Raw genomic sequence first — 19,599 nt, 5'->3', positions numbered from 1 at the left:
CACCTGCTCGAGCGGCGGATGTCAGACTGGGAACGACTGCTTCGTGAATCAGGACGGTGGGGGCGAGATGAGTGGAGGACGCGATGACCGCGCTTCTCCGCCGACGATGCGCGACATCGCGGAGTCGCTCGGCGTCTCCCGACAGCTCGTCTCTCTCGTGCTGCGCGGTGCGGCCGGTCCGAGTGCCGACTCGCGCGAGCGGGTGCTGGCGGCTGCATCCACCCTCGGGTACCGACCGAACGCGTCGGCGCGGCAGCTCCGGCAGCAGCGAACCGGGCTCCTCGGCGTGGCCTTCGCGGTAGGGCACCCGTTCCAATCGCGTGTCGTCGAGCGGATGATCGTGCGGGCAGCTGAGCGCGGCTACCACGTCGTACCCCGCCCGATGGTGGGCGAGCACCCGAGCGAGGACGCGATTGCGGCGCTGCTGGAGGAACGAGTGGAGGCGATGGCGGTCTTCAACGGTGATCCCACGGCGCTCGCGCTCGCAGATGCCCGGGCGAGAGTGCCGATCGTCTGGCTGGGCGAGTGGTCCCGCGATGACGGAGTGGACAATGTGCACGTCGACGAGGTCGGAGGCTTACGAGCGGCCGTCGCACACCTCGTCGGTCTCGGGCACCGACGCATCGCCTACATCGGCGGCGACGAAGGCCACCTGGGGCGCGATCGTGCAGCCGCCTATGCAGCCGCGATGGAGGCGGTCGGTCTCGGCGATCACGTCGATGTCATCCCGAGCGGGTTCGACGAGGAATCGGGAGCGGACGCCGCACGCCTGGTCTTGACCCGGGAGGATGCGCCGACGGCACTGGTGTGCTGCGGCGACCAGGTAGCGGTCGCCGTCCTCTCGGTGCTCGCGCTGGCACGCATCCCCGTCCCGGCCCGCATCTCCGTCGTCGGCTTCGATGACAGCCCGCCCGCAGCCCTGAGCTATCACCGCCTCACCTCGGTGCACCAGGACGTGGAGCTCACCGTCGAGGCGACCCTCGACACTCTCCTCGAGCGCCTCGAGGGATCCGACGCTCCGCGTCGTCGCATCTCTACCCCGGCCACGCTGATCGTCCGCGACTCCACCGGCCCCGTCCCCACTTCGAAGATGTGACCTGAGCGCCCCGAGATCCGGGCCGCGAGGCACGGGAAGGGACTCGGCGAACGACGAGGAGTCCTGCACCGTAGGACGCGGTCATCGGACCTGCTTGATCGGAATGACGACGAGCGCGCCGATCAGCGAGATCACTCCGGCGCCGATGAGCATCGCGACATAGTTGTCCGTGCCGCCGCCGATCCCCAGCAGGGCGAGACCTGCAGCGGGGGCGAGCGACTGCGGCAGCGAATTCGCGATGTTGATCACGCCGAGGTCCTTGCCGGGCTTCGCCGGGTCGGGGAGCACGTCGACCACGAGGGCGGTGTCGACGGCGGCGTAGACGCCGTAGGCGAGACCGAGGACGACCTCGGCGACGTAGAACATGCCGACGGTGTTGCTGAAAGCGAGGACGACGAAGCCGACGCCAGTGAGGGCGGTGGATCCTGCGACGAAGATCTTGCGCCGGCCGAGCCGGTCGCTCAGCCAGCCCGAGACGAAGGCGGCGGCCATCAGGGCGATCGTGTAGAGGAGCACGCCGAGCGCGATCGCGCCGACGGCGGCCTCGGCGTCGAGACCGAGGTGGTCCTGCATGTAAAGGAGCCGGTAAGTCGTGAACATGAAGGTCGCGAAGGTGATGAGGAAGCGCGACCACCAGGCAAGGCCGAAGTCGGGGTACTTCACCGGGTTCGTCCAGAACGTGCCGAGGATCTGGCGCAGCGAGAATGGACGCTGCTCGAGCGGAGGCAGGCGATCGGGGGTGACGAAGACGTAGATCGTCACGAGGACGACGCCGAGAACGCCCGGCGCAATGAACAGCACCGGCAGGTTGCCGACCAGCAGCACCGCTCCGTAGACGCCGGCGAGGATCGAGACGTTCTGCGCCAGAGCCAGGGTGCTCGAGGCCTTGCCGCGCTGCTCGACCGGCACGTTGTCCGCGAAGCTCGCGATGAGAGCGGCCGACGCGGCGTTGGAGGCGAGCTGGCAGACCAGCCATGCGAGCGCGAGCGCGACGATGTCGGTGGCCGCCGCGACGAGCACGAGGCCGACGGTGAGCGCGACGATGCCACCCAGGAGCCACGGCTTGCGCCTGCCCCAGCGGCTGCGGGTGCGGTCGCTCAGCGCTCCGAAGACCGGGTTTCCGATCAGCGCCCCGAGCGCGCCGATGGGGAGCACCGTGCCGATGATCGCCGCGGGATTGCTCGGGTCGAGCTCCTGCGCCTTGAGCTGCATGCTCACGATCACCGGGGAGAGGATCGCGATGAAGATGCCGAATTGAGCAAGGCCCAGCGCGGGGAGATACCACCTGCTCAGCGGTCTCGTCGAGATCGGAGTGGTATACGGGTGGGCGGGGACGTTCGTCGTCATCGACGGCTCCTTGGGTCGGATGGGCCACGCTTCACAAGCGATTTAGCTCGTGCTAACGTCGGATTCCGTCGCCCTAGCTCGTGCCAACCGCAATGAGCAACGACTCCTTCACCGCGAAGAGCTGCGGGAACCGCCGACCGTCAACGAAGCCCTGGAGGCGCTGTGCTGCCCACCCATCTCCCCACTCCCGACCTGTTCCTGCCCGCGACGGGCGAGCCCGCGCTGCGCTGGGGGATCATCGGCCCCGGCTGGATCGCCGGGATGTTCGCCGATGCCCTGCACGCCCACACGGCGCAGCGCGTCGTGGCGGTCGGATCCCGCTCGCAGGACCGGGCCGACGTCTTCGCGGCGCAGCACGGCATCGAGCACGCACTCGGATCGGTCGAGGCGCTCGTCTCGCACCCGCAGGTCGACGTCGTCTACATCGCGGCGCCGCAGAGCGAGCACGAGGCGCTGGGACTGCAGGCGATCGCCGCGGGCAAGCACGTGCTGATCGAGAAGCCGTTCACCGTCACCGCCGCCGAGGCGCGCACCCTCACCGAGGCCGGACGCTCCGCGGGCGTGCTCGTGATGGAGGCGATGTGGAGCCGCTACCTCCCGCAGGCGTCCGTCCTGCGCGGGCTCCTGGCCGACGGGGTCCTCGGTGAGGTGCGCTCCGTCCTCGCCGACCACGGCCAGCTCATCCCCACCGACCCTTCGCACCGGCTCAACCGGCCGGAGACGGCGGGTGGCGCGCTGCTGGATCTCGGGGTCTATCCGATGCAGTTCGCGTTCCAGGCGCTCGGTGCCCCGGAGAGCGTCCGCGCTCTGGGTGCGCTCACCGCGAGCGGTGTCGACGCGTACGCCACCGTCGTGCTGCAGCACGGCGGGCTCGGTCAGTCGATCGTCACCACGTCGATGGTCGCCCGTAGTCACACGGGCGCGTCGATCGCGGGGACCGAGGCCGCCGTAACCTTCGCGGGTCCGTTCTACAACCCGACCTCTTTCCGGCTCGCCTCCGCCGAGCACGGCGGCCCCGTCATCGACTGGAGCGATCCCACTCCGCTGCGCGGCTTCGACGCGCTGTCCTGGGAGGCCACCGCGCTGGCCCGCTTCGTCGGCGAGGGGCGGCTGGAGTCGCCCGTGCACGACCACGAGGAGACCATCGGCATCATCGGAGCCCTCCAGGAAGCCCGCGTGCAGCTCGGAGCGGTCGGCGCCGTGCGCGACGAGGTCGCCGCATGAGCGCGGACGGCGTCGCCGCGCGCCTCGCCGAGCTGGACGAGCAGGAGCGCGAGCTGGTCTTCGACCGCTTCGACAGCGGAACCGCGTACCGGCTGGGCACGCGCCTCGCCGCCCTCGCGGTCGAGCGCGGGCTTCGGGTCGGCATCGACATCCAGCGTCCCGGAATGACGCTCTTCCGGGCGATGCTGCCCGGCACCACCCCGGACCAGGAGGTCTGGATCCAGCGCAAGGCCGCCCTCGTCCTGCGGATGGAGGCCTCGGGTGCACTCGTCGAGGCGCGCTTCGCCGGCTTCGATCCGGCGAGCATCGGCTGGCTCGACCACCGCTACGCCGTCACCGCCGGCGCAGTCCCGATCCGGGTGCGCGGCGTCGGCGTCGTCGCCGTCGCCACCGCCTCCGGGCTCTCCTCCGAGGAGGACCACGACCTGATCGTCGAGGGCCTGCGCGCGCAGATCGCCGAGGAGCAGAAGGCCGAGGGGCGGTCGTGATCGAGAGCCCCCCGCTGCCGCAGCTGCTCCCCGGCCAGCGGGCCCGCATCCGGATCTGGGACCGCGCCACCGGCGCGGTCCGCACTGTCGCCGAGTCGACCGAGCTGCTGTTCGAGGCGCCGAACTGGACCCGCGACGACCGCCTGCTCGTCAACGCGCAGGGCCGGCTTTGGCTCCTGCCCGCCGACGGGACCGCGGCGCCGGTCGTGATCGACGCCCCGGGGCTGCCGCCGGTCAACAACGACCACGTCCTCGCTCCCGCCGGCGACGTCGTCTTCGCCTCCGCGAACGACTGGCACATCTGGTCGGTGCCGCTCGCAGGCGGCCGGCCCACGCGGCTCACCGAGGAGGACGGCGCGCTGCACTTCCTGCACGGAGTCCGCCCCGACGGCGAGCGGCTCGCCTACGTCCGCCTCGAGCCCGAGGGCAAGAACTGGTGGGCGTCCGCGAAGATCCACACGATGGCGAGCACCGGCGGCGACGACCGGGCGGTGACCGACCACCCCGGCCCCGCCGACGGCAGCGAGTGGACGCCGGACGGGGAGTGGATCCTCTTCAACACGGAGCAGTTCAGCACCGAGCCCGGCCACGCCCAGCTCGCCCGCATCCGCGAGGACGGCACCGGCCTCGAGCAGCTCACCTTCGACGAGCGGGTGAACTGGTTCCCGCACATCGACCCCACCGGCGAGGTCGTCGCGTACCTCAGCTTCCCGCCCGGCACGACCGGCCACCCCGGGAATTTGCCGGTCGAGTTGCGCCTCGTGACGGTCGGAGCCTGGACCCAGCCCACCACCATCGTCGAGCTCTTCGGCGGCCAGGGCACCGTCAACGTGCCCAGCTGGGCCCCCGACGGCTCCGCGTTCGCCTTCGTCGACTACCCCCTCGAGTGAATCGGAACACCCCCATGACTCAGCACCTCCGCGTCGTGATCGTCGGCACCGGCATGATCGGCGCCGCGCACCTGCGCGCCGCCCGCCTCGCCGGCGCCGACGTCCTCGGCGTTCTCGGCTCTTCGCCGACCCGCTCTGCCGCTATCGCCGCCGAGTGGGGCGTCCCACGCGGTTACGCCGACCTCGACGAGGTCCTCGCCGATCGCCCCGACGTCGTGCACGTCTGCACCCCGAACGATACCCACGTGCCCTACGGCGTGCGCGTCGCCCGCGCCGGGATCCACCTCGTCCTCGAGAAGCCGATCGCGACCTCCGTCGAGGACGCCGAGCTGCTGGTCGCCGCCGTCGAGGAAGCGGGAGTCGTCGCCGCCGTGCCGTTCGTCTACCGCTACCACCCGATGGTCCGCGAGATCCGGGCACGCCGGATCGCCGGAGAGCTCGGCGACGTCCTCCTCGTGCACGGCAGCTACCAGCAGGACTGGCTCGCCTCGCCAGACGCGTCGTCGTGGCGGGTCGACCCGGAGAAGGGCGGCCCGTCGCGCGCCTTCGCCGACATCGGCTCGCACTGGGCCGACCTCGCTGCCTTCGTCTCGGGGGAGGAGCTGACCGACGCCTCGGCCTCCTTCTCGACGGCGTACCCGACGCGGCCCTCGGGGACAGCGGAGTCGTTCGGCGGCGCGGCGACCGGAGAGCACGTTCCCGTCCGGACCGAGGACATCGCCGTCGCCACCTTCCGTACGGCACGCGGCCTCGTTGCGAACACGGTCGTCTCGCAGGTCTCCGCCGGCCGGAAGAACCGCCTCTGGCTCGAGATCGACGGCTCCGCCGGCTCCGCGGTTTTCGACCAGGAGCACCCCGAGTCCGCATGGTTCGGCGGCACCGGCGGCTCGACCGTCGTGCACCGCGGGGAAGGACGCGTCTCCGCTGATCAGGCGAGGATGAACCTCATCGCCGCCGGCCACTCCCAGGGCTGGACCGATGCGTTCGCGCAGCTCATCGCCGACGCCTACGCGGCCACCCGAGGAGAGGCTCCGGAAGGCCTCCCCACGGTGCACGACGGACTGCGCTCCGTCCGCGTCGACGACGCCGTCCTCCGCTCCTCGCGCAGTGCAGCCTGGACCGCCATCGGAGCGGACGCCCCGCAGCACGAGGCGATCGCGGAGGCGCCGGTGGCGGTTCGCCCGCGGGCCTCCGGCGAGGGCACCGAGTCGGTGCAGCACACCGTCGCGTTCTCGCTCGTCCACGCCCCGGGCTCGCCCGAGGAGGATTTCTTCCTCGTCGACGCCCGCCGCATCCTCGCCGCGATCCCCGGCGTGCAGGACTTCACCGTCGCTAGGCAGGTCAGCCCGAAGAGCGACCTGACCTGGCACTTCTCGATGCTGTTCGCCGACCGCGCCGCCTATGCGGCGTACAACGAGCACCCCAACCACGTCGCCTTCGTCCGGGACCACTGGGCGACCGAGGTCGTCGACTTCCAGGAGCTTGACTTCGAGCGCCGCTATGCGCATGACGGCTAAGCATCAGCTGCCGTGCTTTCTCTCGGCCCGATCGGAGTGCAGCGCTGCGAGCCGCGCAGTATCGCTCGTTAAAGCTTAACTGACATAATCTCGATTATGGTATAATGGCACGCGTCAGCACGGCCACTCGGTCTTGTCAGCAGGCACCGAGCTCGTCACCGCGGTTGGCACCTTCGGCGTCAGCACCATCGTCAACGTGACCGCCACCGAGAACGAGAATGGGGAAGGGGTGGTCATGGATCTGACGATCGACAGCGCCGCTCTCGCGCGGGGTCGTTACGCGCCGTGACGTCTGCAGCACTCTTCGATTGAGACTGCGGGTGGATTGAGCGACGAGACGCGGCCTCTCTCGAGCGCGGAAAGCACTACTGCTTTCCATCTCAGGCGGGGTGAGAAACCTGCTCGCCATCGCGAGGGATCGGTTGCGCGCGCGTAGATCTCAGTGCTGCCACAGCGAGATCGTGGTCCTCGCGGATGGATCCGACCAGTCCCGAGACAGCGATCGCGCCGACGACGTTCCCGTCGACGACCAGGGGTATCGCTCCGCCGGCGACCGCGTACTCGAGCGGGTCGAGCCAGCCCGGCAGCTGGCCGGCCAGCTCCTGGCGCAATACGAATTCCAGACTCGGCACTTCATGCCGCAGTGCCGTGTTGATCTTGCGTCGCACCCAGTCGTCGTGCTCAGCCGTCGTCCCGGCGAAGGAGAGATGGAATACGCACTGTAGTCCGCGCGTCACTCGGACGGTGATGGCAAGACCCTCTCGCTCGGCGATCGAAGCAGCTGCTTCTCCGAGGCGTCGAGCGTCGTCGTGATCGAAGCGCGACAGGGTCCGGAGGGGCAGCTCCGATCGGATCTCGTCCAGTAGGTCAGCGGTGCTCATGATCTTCCTCATCCGTCAGTTCGCGGAGGCGGATGTTCCGCCACCGGCATGCCGCGCCGGGCCCCCACCTGTCATCGCCCAGGCCCGGGTCGTTGTCGTGCACCTCGAAGGCGATGTGCCCGGCGGGGCCCAGCAGGCCCCACACGGCGTCCGGATCGTATCCGGGATGATGCATCGTCGCGGTGTCGAGGGAGGCGACCAGATGCCCGTTAATCCAGCTCGTGACGACGGGGCGCTCGCCCACGCATCGGATGCGTAGGGTGTTCCAGTCGTCGAAGCGCCAGGACCGGAGGAAGGGCGCGATCGAGGAGGAGCGGGAGAGCAGAGCGCGCTTCTCCGGAGTAACCGGTTCCCGCGACTGCGCCGGGTCGTCCTCTCTGAGCCCGATCGGGGTACCGGCGGCGTCGCGCTCGACGTCGACCGCGAAGGGGACGCCGTGGAAGCCGCCGATACCGTTGCCGTAGAAGCCTCCGATCGAGCCGCCCGGGCGGTGGTCGACCAGCACCTGCAGCCCCTCCCAGGAGTCCCGCTGCCGTCGGATCATCACACCGGTGTCCGCGGGCCAGTCGGGTCGCATCTCGAGTTCGAGCTCGAAGTCGCCGAACGAGCTCTCGCTGACGAGGTATCCGCCCCATCCAGGAGTGGTCGGGTCTTGGCGGCCGACGATGGCGCCGTCCTCGACGCTCCACACGGCGGGATGCTCCGCCGCGCGCTCGTTGTAGTCAGCAGGGAATCCCGGGATCGCCTCGAGTACCGTCGGTCCGCCTGGACGGACAGTGCCGTAGCTGCGCGGTGCGGCGAACCAGCCGTCAAGGCTGCTCCCGTCGAACAGCGGCATCCACCCGGTCACGACGCGGCAGCCTTGCCGCGAGGGCGTGCCACCCCGGCGGCGAGGTGGATCGCGTCCATCACGCGCATGGTGGCGATGAAATCGGCCGGACCGGTGTCAGGCTCCTCGCGGGACTCGACCGCCTGCACGACGGCGTCCAGTTCGTGGTCATAGGTCTCGCGCCCACCCACGGTGAGGCGATCGGATCGGCCGTCGCGCTCGAGGCTCACACTGTGTCCGAGGTGCGGGAGCACGAGGTTGTCGACGTCCAGACGTCCCCGGGTTCCGATCACCGACAGTGGCGCGGCGAACGCGCTCCCTGCCGCCATGCTCGCGTGCAGACGCACCTCGACGCCGCCGGGCAGTTCCAGCTCGGCGTCGATGGTCTCGTCGGCCCCCAGGGGCCCCGCGATGTGCGAGGCCGAGACGACGCTCGGCTCCCCACCGCCGATCGTGCGGATCCAGTGCACGGGGTAGCAACCGAGATCCATCAACGCCCCGCCGCCGAGCTCCGGCACATGCCGGAGCGAGGACGGCGAGAACGGGTTGTCGGCGGTGAATGCTGCCCTGATCGAGACCAGGTCGCCGATCGCACCCGACTGCACGAGATCGAGCATCCGCCCGGTCAGCGGGTGGTAGTGGTCGTGGAAGGCCTCGATCACGAGGCGACCGGTGCGTGCAGCCACCGCCGCGACCTGCTCCGCCTCGTCCGCATCCATGGTGATCGGTTTCTCGCAGAGAACGTCCTTGCCTGCCTCCATCGCCGCGATCGACCAGTGCGCGTGCTCGGATGGCGGGAGCGCGATGTAGACGAGGTCGACCTCGTCGAGGTCGAGCAAGCTCTGATAGCCCTGGAGCGCGGTCGGGATGTCGTTCTCGGTCGCAAAACGCTCGGCTGACGCGCCGTTGCGAGCCGCGATCGCCTCCACCGTGACATCGTCGCGGCGTCGAGCCGGGTTCACGAGGGCCTGCGGGGCGATGCCGGCCGCGCCGAGCAGCCCGATGCGGATCATGCGTCGTCCACGGGGTAGTCGACGTAGGCGAACGCGCGACTGTCCGGTGACCAGCTGTTGACGTTCATGGTTCCCTGCCCGCCGAACACGTGCACGAGATCGGCGGCATCCTCCCCGGCCGGACCGCAGACACGGATGATGCAGTCGAGGTCGGCCGGATGTCCGAGCGTGCCCGACGGGAAGCTGATGAACGCGATCCTGCTCCCATCGGGGGCGACGTGCGGGAACCAGTTGACCCGCTCGTCGGAGGTGAGCTGCTCGGCGCCGGACCCGTCCGTCCTCATGCGGTAGAGCTGTGCGTGACCAGGACCCGTGTCGGCGCGCTCCGAATTGAAGTAGAGCCACTCCCCGTCGTTGGAGTACTCGGCGCCGTCGTCAGGGAAGCCGTCCCTCGTGATCGCCACGTCCTCACCGCCCGCCGCGGGGATCGTCCAGATGTCTCCTGCACCCCACTCTCCGTCGACCCCGCGCTCGATTCCGATGTAGGCGAGGGTCGCACCGTCGGGACTCACACCATGGAGGAAGTGAAGCCGTCCGTCGTCGTTCGTGATGCGCGTCGGTGCGCCTCCGAGAAGGGGAGCCCTGTAAATATGCCAGTCGTTCGCCGAGATGAAGACGTGCTCTCCATCAGGGTCGAGCACGTGGTCGTTGTTCAGCTCGGGCAGAGAGCCGAAATCGATCCGCTGCGGACTCGACTCCGCAGTCAGCGAGAGACGGAACAGGTGCCCGTTCCCGTTAATGATCAGAGCGGAACCGTCCAGGCTCCAGTTGGGAGCCTCGTAGAGCACCGAATCCGACTCGTGGACGATGCGGTCCTCTCCGGTGGTGATGTCGATGATGTGGATGCGGGAGCGCTGCCCTGCAGCGAGTTCGCGGGCCATGGAGTTCCTTCTCGAGGTTCGTCGTTCACTTGAGGGCGCCGGCGGAGAGGCCGCGCTCGAAAAGCTTCTGGAGGCAGAGGTAGGCGACTACCTCCGGGAGTGCGGTGATGACGGCCGAAGCGAGCACCTTCGTCTGGTCGTCGGTGAACTGGCCCTGGAAGAAGCTGGGGACCTGGGTCACCACCTGGAAGTCGGCGTCCTGCAGGAAGATCAGCGGCAGGAGGTAGGAGTTCCACGTGCTGATCAGAGTCAGCACCACGACGGCGGCAGCGATCGGCCTGGTCAGCGGAAGGATCACGTGCCAGAACGCTTGCATAGTCGTCGAGCCGTCGATGCGCGCAGCTTCGACGAGGGCATCGGGGATGCCATTGACGAAGGTGCGTGTGATCAGCACGGTGAACGGGATCTGCAGCGCAGCCAGTGGCAGGACGACGGCCCAGTAGGTGTTGTAGAGGTTGGTCGAGGTCGCCGTGACGAACAGCGGAGTGATCAGCACCACTTCGGGCAGGGTGAGGGCGGCGAGGAGCATCCAGAAGAAGAACTCCTTGCCGCGGATCTGCAGCTTCGAGAACCCGAAGGCGGCGAGCATCGTCGCGGCCCACACGATTGCGATGGTGAGAACGCAGATGATGACGCTGTTGCGGAAGAAGAGTGGCAGCTCGGGCAGCGCGAGCACGGCGAGGTAGTTGCCCCAGCCTTGCCCTGCAAGCGAGCCCTGCACCATCGCGACGAGGGGGAAGAGGAACGGGAGTGCGAGAACAGTGATCAGCAGCTGAAGGAGCAGCTTGCCGGGGAGGGTGCGCGCTTCGAGCATCAGGAGTTCCTCTCCTTCTTGTCGCCGCCGCGGGCGCTGAGGATGATCGCCATCGCGAGGGCGAGGATCAGCAGAAGGACCGAGAGGGCCGCTGCGTAGCCGACGTCGCCCAGGGGCACGGCTTGGCGGTAGATGTATGTCCCGAGGAACTCGGTCGCGTAGTTCGGTCCGCCCAGGGTGACCAGGTAGGGGATGTCGAAGAGCTTGAGGGAGGCGATGGCGGTCAGCATCGCGAGGGCGACGACAGTGCCCTTGATGCCGGGGACGATGATGCTCCAGATCACGCGGATGTTGCCGGCGCCGTCGATCCGGGCGGCTTCGATGATCTCGGTGTCGATCTGACTCATGGCGGAGTAGTAGAGGATGAACGAGATGCCGGTCGACTGCCAGACCTGCATGATCATCAGGACTCCCAGGGCCGTGCTCGACTGGGCGAGCCATGGTTGAGCGAGGAATCCCAAGCCGACCGCCTGCAGCAGTTGATTGATCGGGCCTTCGCCGGCGAACATGATCCGGAAGACCGGAGCCATGATCGCGGGAGCGAGCACGACGGGGATGAAGATGACGACCTTGTAGAGCACGGCGAATCGGATCTTCGAGTGCAAGAGAACGGCGAAGAGGATCCCCAGGACCGTCTGCACAGCGAAGGTCACGACGAAGTAGACAGCGGTGTGCTGGATCGTCCCCCAGAAGATCGGATCGGCGAAAGCTCGGGCGAAGTTGTCCAGGCCAACGCTCTGCGGGTTGGGGCTGACCCCGTTCCAGTCGAGCGTCGCGACGTAGCCGTTGTAGCCGATGCAGAAGTAGATGATCCCGCCGGAGATGACCAGCGCAGGGAGGATCCAAGGAAGTCCCGACGCCCGCATCGCGGAACGGCGTGATCCGCGCCGCGCCGAGCGCGCGGTCGGAGCGGGTGGAGTGGTACCGACGAGATCGTCTGAGACGTCGCGAGCTTGCACTGACGCGTTCGTCACGGGGTCGCCCTACTGGCCGATCTTCGCGACGAGCGTGTCGATCGCATCGTCCGGTGAGACGCTGCCCTCGAGGACGGAGACAGCGGCCGAGTTCAGGGCCTCGAGCTGCTCCGGAGTCGATTCCGCGTTCCGCGGCTCGGTGATCGCGGCGACCTGGGAGTAGAGGTCCTTGATCGCCGGGATCTGCACGTCCGGGTTCACCAGACCGAGGTCGTCCCACTGCGGCTCCACCCCGACGAGACCGGGGATGAGGTCGACGGCATTCGCGATGGTCTGCGCACCCTCCTTCGTCGAGGTCAGCCACAGAGCGAAAGTGGTGGCGGCGGCGGTGTTCTTCGAACGGGCGTTCACGGCGAGTCCGTAGTCGACTTCGCCGAAGATGCCTGGGACGTCGCCGTTTCCGGCTACATCGGGGAACGGGACGGGCAGCTGCGTGAACGGCTTGGGGTCGCTCACGCCGGCGGCCGACATCGACGCCGAGGCGCTCTCGGCGCGGCTGTACTGCGCGTACCACGTCCCCATCTGAACCATCGCGGCGTTCTGCGAGAGGAACGCGTTGTTGGCATCCGGGTACTGGGTGAGCCCCACCACGTCCGCAGGGATGATGCCATCGGTCTGCATCTTCTTTAGGATCGTGAGGCCTTCCGCGAAGGCGGGATCGTCCCAGCCGACGTCGCCGCGAATGGCCTTCATCCACACCCCCGGCTCGACACTGGCGACGATGGTGCGCCAGGTCTCGACCGTGAACCCGTTCACACCGACCGCGCCCATCGCCATGCAGTCCTTCCCCACTGACTTCAGGGCCGCGCACACGTCGACCCATTCGTCATACGTCGTGGGGGCGGCGACTCCTGCCTCGTCGAGGAGATCCTGGTCAACCCAGAGCATCCCGGCGGCGACTCCGCCCATCGGAACAGCAGCGATCGAGTCGTCGTCCCGAGTGAACGAGTCCGGGGAGAAGGTGTACTGGTCGGCCCAACTTGCGCCGAACTCCTCCTCGAGTGCGGGGCGGAGATCGAAGGCGAAGTCGCCGTAGGTCGGGAACGACCCCGTGTCACCACCGGGCGCCATGTCGAAGACATCCGGGCCGGAGTTCGAGGTGAGGCCGGGACGGAGGGCGGAGTTGTAGTCGCCGTTCTCGAAGTTCTTGTAGGTCACTTCGATGTCCGGGTACACCTTGTTGAACTCGGCGATGTAGGCATCGCCGACGCTCGCGTCGGGCGTCCAGCCCCACCAGGTGATCGAGCCGGAGGTGGCGTCGCCGGAGGGGGCCGACGACGATCCGCTGGAGCAGCCGGCGAGGCCGACGGCGAGACCGATGACGGCGGTAGCAGCCGCCGTACGGGTGATGGTGCGAGCCAGAGTGCTGTGGAACCGCATTGTTCGATGTCTCCTCGTCGTTGAGTGCAGGGCCGCGTGGGAGCGGCTGGTTCGGAAAGCTAGCACGATTCGCTCAACTTGGGTACGGTACGTAAGAAAGAAATTCCGACCACACGAAGAGGTGACCCCATGGGGGACAACTACGGAGCGCTGCTCGACCTGATCCGTTCCGGAGGGTCCATCAGCCGCGTCGAGCTGGCGCTGCGATCTGGCTTGACCGAGGCGTCGGTGTCACGAATCGTCAAGCAGCTCCTCTCCGACGGGGTGATCGCCGAGACCGGCCGGGGAGCCTCAACGGGAGGCAAACGGCCGACTCTTCTACAGCTGGACAACGCCTCCCGGCACGCGATCGGCCTGTTCATCGCAGAGACTCGCGTGGAGTGCGTGCTCACGGATCTGGCGGGACAGGTGATCGCGTCCTCGACTTCGCCCGGAATGGCTCATCAGAGCCGGCCCGCGCTCGTGGCGCGAGCTGCTGAGGCTGTCGATCAACTGCTGACCGATGCACGAGTGGAGTCGGAGACGCTTCTCGGTATCGGTGTCGCCGTCTCCGGACGGCAGGCTTTCAGCGGATACGCGACCCGAGTGCATCCGTTCGACCTGGCGGAGTGGGAGTGGTCGTCCATCGAGCGAGACCTCCGCGAGGCGACCGGCCGCTCCATCTCCGTCGAGAACGACTCCACCTGCGCGGCGATCGGTGAGTTCTGGAGTAGCCGCGCACCCGCGGCGAAGGACTTCGGCGTCGTCAACATCTCGAACGGCATCGGCTTCGGGCTGGTCACAGGAGGCGACGTCTACCGCGGCGCAACGTCGAACGTGGGTGAAATCGGCCACATGGTTCTCGACGTCGACGGCCCCGAGTGCCCGTGCGGGAACCGCGGCTGCCTGGAGCGGCTGGCCGCACCTCCGCAGATCGTCGATAACGCACTCCAGAATTCCGGTCTTGTCGAACGCTTGGGACTGTCGGGGGACGGGGAGGACACCCTCGAGGACTACGACAGGATCGCGACGGCCGCGGTCGGCGGCGACGACGAGGCTCGAGACCTGCTCACGGCTGCGGCTCGTTACATCGGTATCGCGCTCGTCTCCCTCACGAACGTTCTGGACCTCGAGCGGATCGTTCTCACCGGGCCGGCGCTGGACATCGCGGGTCAGCTCGTCGTCGATGTCGTGGCGGCAGAACTCCAGAAGCGCGCCTACGTGCGCGATATCCACCCGACCGAGGTGCGGCTGGCCGACTCCGGACGGCACTCCTCGGCGATCGGCGCTGCAGCCCTCGTCATCCACGAGCGGCTCGGCGCAGTCCGCCGACCGAGAGAACTCGCGATCGTGGGCTGATCGCCACCCTCGACGCTCGTACTGAAGAAGCACCCGACGAAGGAGTCACGATGAACAACGCAGCGACAGGAACACGGCCGGACTCGACTCCGGGTGCCCCGGATTGGCTCCGGCCTGCTGGGCGCACGGGCTTGACGGTCTCGGCGATCGGTCTCGGAGGAGCACCCCTCGCCAGCATGCCGGAGGTACTCGGCTACTCCGTACCGGCTGACAGGGCCGTCGATCTCGTCGAGGCGGTGCTGCGCAGCCCGATCGCCGTGATCGACACGTCCAACGGATACAACGACGGTGAGAGCGAGCGCCGCATCGGCACCGCTCTCGACCGCGTCGGACGCGACCAGGACACTCTCGTCGTCACCAAGGTCGACGCATCCGGGCGCGACTACTCAGGCGAGCGGGTCCGCCGATCGGTGGAGGAGAGCAAGCAGAGACTGGGCATGGACCGGCTTCCGCTCGTGCACTTGCATGACCCGGAGTTCTTCGAGTTCGAGGAGCTGGCGGCCCCAGGAGGCGCCGTCGAGGCCCTTGTCGCACTGCGCGAGGAGGGCGTCATCGGCGCCATCGGGGTCGCCGGAGGACACGCCCCGACCATGCAGCGATACGTCGATCTGGGCGTCTTCGATGCGCTGCTGGTGCACAACCGACTCACACTGGTGGACCGCAGCGCGGAGGCGGTGATGCATGACGCGTCGTCACGAGGCATGGCGGTCTTCAACGCTGCAGTCCTCGGCGGCGGCCTGCTCGCGGCTCCCCGCTCGGGCATCGTCAGCTACGCCTACCGGCCCGCTTCTCCCGCAGTGCTCGCCGCCGTCGCGGCGATGGCGGACGTCTGCGACGACTACGGCGTCGCCTTGGGCGTTGTCGCCCTCCAGTACGCGCTCCGTGAGTCGCTGGTCGACTGCACTCTGGTCGGCATGAGCCGGCCCGAGCGGGTCGAGTGGACGCTCGACGCTCTCGCCCGCCCCGTGCCGGCCGAGATCTGGGCGCGCATCGAGGCGCTGCGCCCACCCTCGGAGCACTGGCTCGACGCCCGCGGCTGAGACACGCACTCGTCCGACAACCACTCGCCGCGAGCCCGCGGCCGGGATCCACCTCTCCGAAGGAGAACAGACATGCCCCACGCCCGCATCGACCTGCACAGCGGCTATCGTGACCGACTCCCCGAACTAAGTGCGGCGATCCTCGCCGGAATGGTACGGGGCTTCGACATGCCCGCAACCGACCTCTTCCAGACCTTCCGCCTCCACGAGCCCGGTGAACTCGTCTTCGGTCGGGCTCACCCCGAGCCTCCCCGCGAGGACATCGTCTTCATCGAGATCCTCGCCGGCGTCGGCTACGCCTCCTCCGCAGGGAAGCACGACGGCTTAGTCGCGATCGCCGACGAGCTGGAGGCGATCGGGATTCCCCGCCACGATCTGCTCCTGCACGTCATCGAGGTGCCCGCGGGGGACTGGTACTCCCCGGGATTCGCCGGTGTCGCGTGACGACTGTGCCCGCCGCGTGACGCCGAGCAGGCCGTCGCGGCAGACCGCTGCGAACCGGACAAACGGCGTTCCGGCCCCTTACCGGGCCCGCTTCGCCGTCATCGGAGCAGGCTGGCGCTCGACCGTGTACCTCGATCTCGCCCGAGCGCGACCGGACCTGTTCGAGGTGACGGCACTACTCGCCCGGCGCCCCGAGGAGGTCGGCAACTCGGCAGGTCGAGACATCGCCGTCGTCTCCGATCTCGACGCCCTGCTCGCGACGCGGCCGGAGTTCGTCGTCGTGTCGGTGCCCTGGGAGGTCACGCCAGCCTTCATCCGCGAGCTGGTCGCGCGCGGAGTGCCGGTCCTGGCAGAGACGCCACCCGCCCCCGATCTCGACAGTCTCCGAGCACTGTGGCGGGACGTCGGTACGAGTGGCCTGGTCGCCGTCGCGGAGCAGTACCCGCGCTACCCGCTCACCGCCACGATCGGAGCACTGGTGGCCGAGGGGACGATCGGCGAGCCGAGCTTCGTCCACGTCAGCTCGACACATGAGTACCACGCCGTCGCACTGATAAGAGGGCTGCTCGGCGCTGGTCGGGGACCCGTGCAGGTGACCGCCCAGAGCATGGTTGTTCCTCTGCTCGATCCTCTGGACGCGGCCGGCTGGACGGGCGTCGCCGAGCCGAGACCCGTGGTGCACACGCTCGCGAGCCTCGTCTTCGAGAACGGCACGCGCGGGCTGTACGACTTCACGGATAACCAGTGGTGGAACCCGCTGCGGCCCGACAGGCTGACGGTCCGTGGGTCACTCGGTGAGATCCACGACAACGTCGTGGTCAGGATGATCGGGCCGACCGCTCCCGTGATCTCCCGCCTCGAAAGAGGCATCTCCGGCCGCGGCCTCAACCTCGAGGGCGCCGACGCGACCACCGTTGCGTTCGACGGCCGGGTCCTGCACCGCAACCGCTTCGAGGGCGGAAGATTCTCGGACGACGAGCTGGCCGTGGCCGACCTCGTCGCCGATGCAGGGGAGTGGGTACGCGGAGAGGGGCCCCCGCCTTACTCCCTCGCTGAAGCGTGCCAGGACCACGCGGTCGCGCTCGCAATTCGCCGCGCCGCCGCCGAGGGCCCACTCGTCTCAGACCACGAGGCCTGGGCATGACTCACGACATCATGAAGAAGGGTTTCAGAATGACTTCCTCCACGGCCTCGACCGGGCTCTCGACCAACCGATATGCCGGCCGCACCGACCTGCAGACCGGTCAGGTGTCGCAGCTGATCATCGCCGATCTCGACAAGGGCACCGAGAAAGTCTTGCTCGAGCTCGACCGGATGATCGAGTCGCCAAACTGGACGCCTGACGGCCGATGGCTGGTCGTCAATGGGCAGGGCAGGCTGTATCGCCTGCCAGCAGATGGATCGGGGCCGCTGCAGGAGATCCCGATCGGCGCGGTCAGCGGGGTGAACAACGATCATGTCCTCTCGCCCGACGGGGAACGCGTCTACTTCAGTGCCGAGGGTCACCTCTACTGCGTCGACGTCAACGGAGGAGACGCCCGACGCGTCTCGAACGAGCACCCGACGGAGCAGCAGTACAGCTACTGGCTCCACGGCGTCTCACCGGATGAGAGCACACTCGCCTACGTCTCGGTCGAGCCGGAAGGCGACGAGCCGCGTGCTCGCCGCAATCTCGCGCTGATCCCGGCGGCGGGTGGGCCCGACGTGCAGCTCACTGAGGGAGTGAACGACTTCGACGGGCCCGAGTTCTCGCCGGACGGAACCTGGTTGTACTACAACTCCGAAGAGGCTGCCGAGGTGAAAGGGCACTCCCAGATCTTCCGCATGCGGCTGAACGGCACAGGGCGCGAGCAGCTCACCTTCGACGAGCGCGTGAACTGGTTCCCGCACCTGTCGCCCGATGGATCCCGCTTCATCTACATCAGCTATGCATCGGGCACCATCAGTCATCCCGCTGATGTAGAGGTGCAATTGCGCATTCTCCCGGCGGGGGGCGGCGATCCGATCACGGTCACCACGCTCTTCGGCGGCCAAGGGTCTCTCAATACGAACAGCTGGGCGCCGGACGGCCGACGTTTCGCCTTCGTCGCATACCCGTCCACGACTGCTCTCGACTTCTGAGTCGGACGGACGACACTCCGGCGGAACAGAACACCTTCGGGTGAGGCTGCTCGGCCGATGAGGAACCGAGTGCCCAGCCACAGCCGCGACATTCTTCGTCCCTCCCAGCACACCACCCTCCCGCTCCACGACCAAATTGGAAGCAGAAGAACTCATGTCTCAGCGTCAGCGTGTCGTCATCGTCGGAACCGGCATGATCGGCGCCGCGCATCTGCGTGCGGCCCGGGCTGCAGGAGCCGACGTGATCGGTGTCCTCGGATCCACCGCGTCTCGTTCAGCAGCCGTTGCTGCCGAATGGGGCGTCCCGCGTGCCTACTCCGACCTCGAACAGGTCATCACCGATCAACCCGATATCGTGCACATCTGCACTCCGAACGACACCCACGTGTCATACGGAGTGCGCATCGCTCGCGCGGGAATCCATCTGATCATCGAGAAGCCGATCGCAACGTCAGTTGAAGACGCCGAACAGCTGGTCGCCGCCGTCGAGGAAGCAGGAGTCGTCGGCGCGGTGCCGTTCGTCTACCGCTACCACCCGATGATTCGAGAGATCCGAGCACGCCGGCTCTCCGGCGGCCTCGGAAGCGTGCTCCTGGTGCACGGCAGCTACCAACAGGACTGGCTCGCGTCGCCACAGGCTTCCTCGTGGCGGGTGGATGCAGCGAAGGGCGGGCCGTCCCGCGCGTTCGCAGACATCGGCTCTCACTGGGCTGACCTCGCTGCGTTCGTCTCGGGCGAAGAGCTCACCGCCACGACAGCTTCCTTCGCGATCGCCTATCCATCGCGGCCGACTGGAACGGGCGAGTCCTTCGGAGGCACCCCGACGGGAACGCCCCTTGCCGAAGTCCACACCGAAGACGTCGCGGTTGCGACATTTCGGACGGAGAGAGGGATATTAGCCAACACTGTCATCTCGCAGGTCTCTGCCGGCCGCAAGAACCGTCTCTGGCTGGAGATCGACGGGTCGAAGGGATCTGCGGTATTCGATCAGGAGCATCCTGAATCCGCATGGTTCGGAGGCACCGATGGTTCGACCGTCCTTCACCGGGGGGAGGGGACGGTGTCGGCAGACCAGGCCAGAATGAACCTGATCGCCGCCGGGCACTCCCAAGGGTGGACGGACGCGTTCGCACAGCTCATCGCCGATGCTTACGCGAAAACCCGCGGAGAGAACCCGGAAGGCCTACCGACTGTGCATGACGGCCTACGATCAGTCCGCATCGTCGACGCCGTCCTTCGCTCCTCCAGAAGCAGCGCTTGGACGAACATTCGAACAGACGCTCCGTCTCTGGCGAGCAGATGACCCGACTAAGTGCTGTGAA

General features: G+C 67.9%; 20 protein-coding genes. 12 read left to right on the top strand and 8 right to left on the bottom strand.

What is annotated here, in order from left to right; translation table 11 throughout:
- Positions 1 to 106: 106 nt before the first annotated feature.
- On the top strand, positions 107 to 1,096 hold the full coding sequence (locus tag EDF43_RS18995) for a LacI family DNA-binding transcriptional regulator (RefSeq protein ID WP_132438164.1): 990 nt from the start codon (positions 107 to 109) through the stop codon (positions 1,094 to 1,096).
- A gap of 81 nt (positions 1,097 to 1,177) precedes the next feature.
- Here the strand turns inward: EDF43_RS18995 and EDF43_RS18990 are convergent, their stop codons facing one another.
- A complete protein-coding gene (locus EDF43_RS18990; RefSeq protein ID WP_132438165.1) occupies positions 1,178 to 2,443 on the bottom strand; it encodes an MFS transporter in 1,266 nt (421 codons plus the stop codon).
- 162 nt (positions 2,444 to 2,605) lie between these two features.
- Here EDF43_RS18990 and EDF43_RS18985 point away from each other — a divergent pair, with 162 nt between their 5' ends.
- The 5 genes from EDF43_RS18985 (at position 2,606) to EDF43_RS22020 (ending at position 6,851) form a co-directional block, all read left to right on the top strand.
- Positions 2,606 to 3,667 carry a Gfo/Idh/MocA family oxidoreductase gene (locus EDF43_RS18985; RefSeq protein WP_132438166.1) on the top strand — a complete coding sequence of 354 codons (1,062 nt, stop codon included), beginning with the start codon at positions 2,606 to 2,608 and terminating at the stop codon, positions 3,665 to 3,667.
- On the top strand, positions 3,664 to 4,155 hold the full coding sequence (locus EDF43_RS18980; protein WP_132438167.1) for a heme-binding protein: 492 nt from the start codon (positions 3,664 to 3,666) through the stop codon (positions 4,153 to 4,155). The genes EDF43_RS18985 and EDF43_RS18980 overlap by 4 nt, the downstream gene beginning before the upstream one ends.
- The gene (locus EDF43_RS18975; protein ID WP_132438168.1) at positions 4,152 to 5,045 is read left to right on the top strand and encodes a PD40 domain-containing protein; all 894 of its coding nucleotides are present in this window, start codon (positions 4,152 to 4,154) and stop codon (positions 5,043 to 5,045) included. Before EDF43_RS18980 ends, EDF43_RS18975 begins: the two co-directional genes overlap by 4 nt.
- Before the next feature lie 14 nt (positions 5,046 to 5,059).
- Positions 5,060 to 6,562, top strand: a complete 1,503-nt coding sequence (locus EDF43_RS18970) for a Gfo/Idh/MocA family oxidoreductase (RefSeq protein ID WP_132962530.1) — start codon at positions 5,060 to 5,062, stop codon at positions 6,560 to 6,562.
- A 133-nt stretch (positions 6,563 to 6,695) separates the two neighbouring features.
- Positions 6,696 to 6,851, top strand: a complete 156-nt coding sequence (locus EDF43_RS22020) for a hypothetical protein (protein ID WP_165909195.1) — start codon at positions 6,696 to 6,698, stop codon at positions 6,849 to 6,851.
- 91 nt (positions 6,852 to 6,942) lie between these two features.
- Here EDF43_RS22020 and EDF43_RS18965 read toward each other — a convergent pair whose 3' ends face one another.
- The 7 genes from EDF43_RS18965 to EDF43_RS18935 all read right to left on the bottom strand — a co-directional run bounded on the left by EDF43_RS18965 (position 6,943) and on the right by EDF43_RS18935 (position 13,334).
- Positions 6,943 to 7,443, bottom strand: a complete 501-nt coding sequence (locus EDF43_RS18965) for a heme-binding protein (protein ID WP_165909196.1) — start codon at positions 7,441 to 7,443, stop codon at positions 6,943 to 6,945.
- Positions 7,430 to 8,281, bottom strand: a complete 852-nt coding sequence (locus tag EDF43_RS18960) for a DUF1080 domain-containing protein (protein ID WP_132438224.1) — start codon at positions 8,279 to 8,281, stop codon at positions 7,430 to 7,432. Before EDF43_RS18960 ends, EDF43_RS18965 begins: the two co-directional genes overlap by 14 nt.
- Before the next feature lie 8 nt (positions 8,282 to 8,289).
- A complete protein-coding gene (locus EDF43_RS18955; RefSeq protein ID WP_132438170.1) occupies positions 8,290 to 9,285 on the bottom strand; it encodes a Gfo/Idh/MocA family oxidoreductase in 996 nt (331 codons plus the stop codon).
- On the bottom strand, positions 9,282 to 10,166 hold the full coding sequence (locus EDF43_RS18950; protein ID WP_132438171.1) for a PD40 domain-containing protein: 885 nt from the start codon (positions 10,164 to 10,166) through the stop codon (positions 9,282 to 9,284). Before EDF43_RS18950 ends, EDF43_RS18955 begins: the two co-directional genes overlap by 4 nt.
- A gap of 25 nt (positions 10,167 to 10,191) precedes the next feature.
- Positions 10,192 to 10,980 carry a carbohydrate ABC transporter permease gene (locus EDF43_RS18945; protein ID WP_132438172.1) on the bottom strand — a complete coding sequence of 263 codons (789 nt, stop codon included), beginning with the start codon at positions 10,978 to 10,980 and terminating at the stop codon, positions 10,192 to 10,194.
- Positions 10,980 to 11,846: a sugar ABC transporter permease gene (locus tag EDF43_RS18940; protein WP_132438173.1), complete on the bottom strand. Its 867-nt coding sequence runs from the start codon at positions 11,844 to 11,846 to the stop codon at positions 10,980 to 10,982. The genes EDF43_RS18945 and EDF43_RS18940 overlap by 1 nt, the downstream gene beginning before the upstream one ends.
- Positions 11,847 to 11,963: 117 nt before the next feature.
- Entirely contained in the window at positions 11,964 to 13,334 is a 1,371-nt protein-coding gene (locus tag EDF43_RS18935) for an extracellular solute-binding protein (RefSeq protein ID WP_132438174.1), read from the bottom strand.
- A gap of 129 nt (positions 13,335 to 13,463) precedes the next feature.
- On the opposite strand from EDF43_RS18935, the gene EDF43_RS18930 reads away from it, so the two are divergent.
- The 6 genes from EDF43_RS18930 to EDF43_RS18905 all read left to right on the top strand — a co-directional run bounded on the left by EDF43_RS18930 (position 13,464) and on the right by EDF43_RS18905 (position 19,580).
- Positions 13,464 to 14,672, top strand: a complete 1,209-nt coding sequence (locus EDF43_RS18930; RefSeq protein ID WP_132438175.1) for an ROK family transcriptional regulator — start codon at positions 13,464 to 13,466, stop codon at positions 14,670 to 14,672.
- A 50-nt stretch (positions 14,673 to 14,722) separates the two neighbouring features.
- Positions 14,723 to 15,712, top strand: coding sequence for an aldo/keto reductase (locus tag EDF43_RS18925; RefSeq protein ID WP_132438176.1), 990 nt, complete (start codon positions 14,723 to 14,725; stop codon positions 15,710 to 15,712).
- A gap of 168 nt (positions 15,713 to 15,880) precedes the next feature.
- Complete coding sequence (locus EDF43_RS18920) at positions 15,881 to 16,156, top strand: tautomerase family protein (RefSeq protein WP_165932482.1); 276 nt, start codon at positions 15,881 to 15,883, stop codon at positions 16,154 to 16,156.
- Between the two features lie 100 nt (positions 16,157 to 16,256).
- Positions 16,257 to 17,300, top strand: coding sequence for a Gfo/Idh/MocA family oxidoreductase (locus EDF43_RS18915; protein WP_279389013.1), 1,044 nt, complete (start codon positions 16,257 to 16,259; stop codon positions 17,298 to 17,300).
- Complete coding sequence (locus EDF43_RS18910) at positions 17,297 to 18,277, top strand: PD40 domain-containing protein (RefSeq protein ID WP_207901853.1); 981 nt, start codon at positions 17,297 to 17,299, stop codon at positions 18,275 to 18,277. The genes EDF43_RS18915 and EDF43_RS18910 overlap by 4 nt, the downstream gene beginning before the upstream one ends.
- Positions 18,278 to 18,431: 154 nt before the next feature.
- A complete protein-coding gene (locus EDF43_RS18905; RefSeq protein WP_132962528.1) occupies positions 18,432 to 19,580 on the top strand; it encodes a Gfo/Idh/MocA family oxidoreductase in 1,149 nt (382 codons plus the stop codon).
- The last annotated feature ends 19 nt before the right edge of the window (positions 19,581 to 19,599 follow it).

Origin of the sequence: Rathayibacter sp. PhB179, from assembly GCF_004345345.1 — a bacterium.
Lineage (GTDB): Bacteria > Actinomycetota > Actinomycetes > Actinomycetales > Microbacteriaceae > Rathayibacter > Rathayibacter festucae.
The sequence above is the reverse complement of the archived record's forward strand: the minus strand, read 5'-3'. Positions and strand labels throughout refer to the sequence as shown.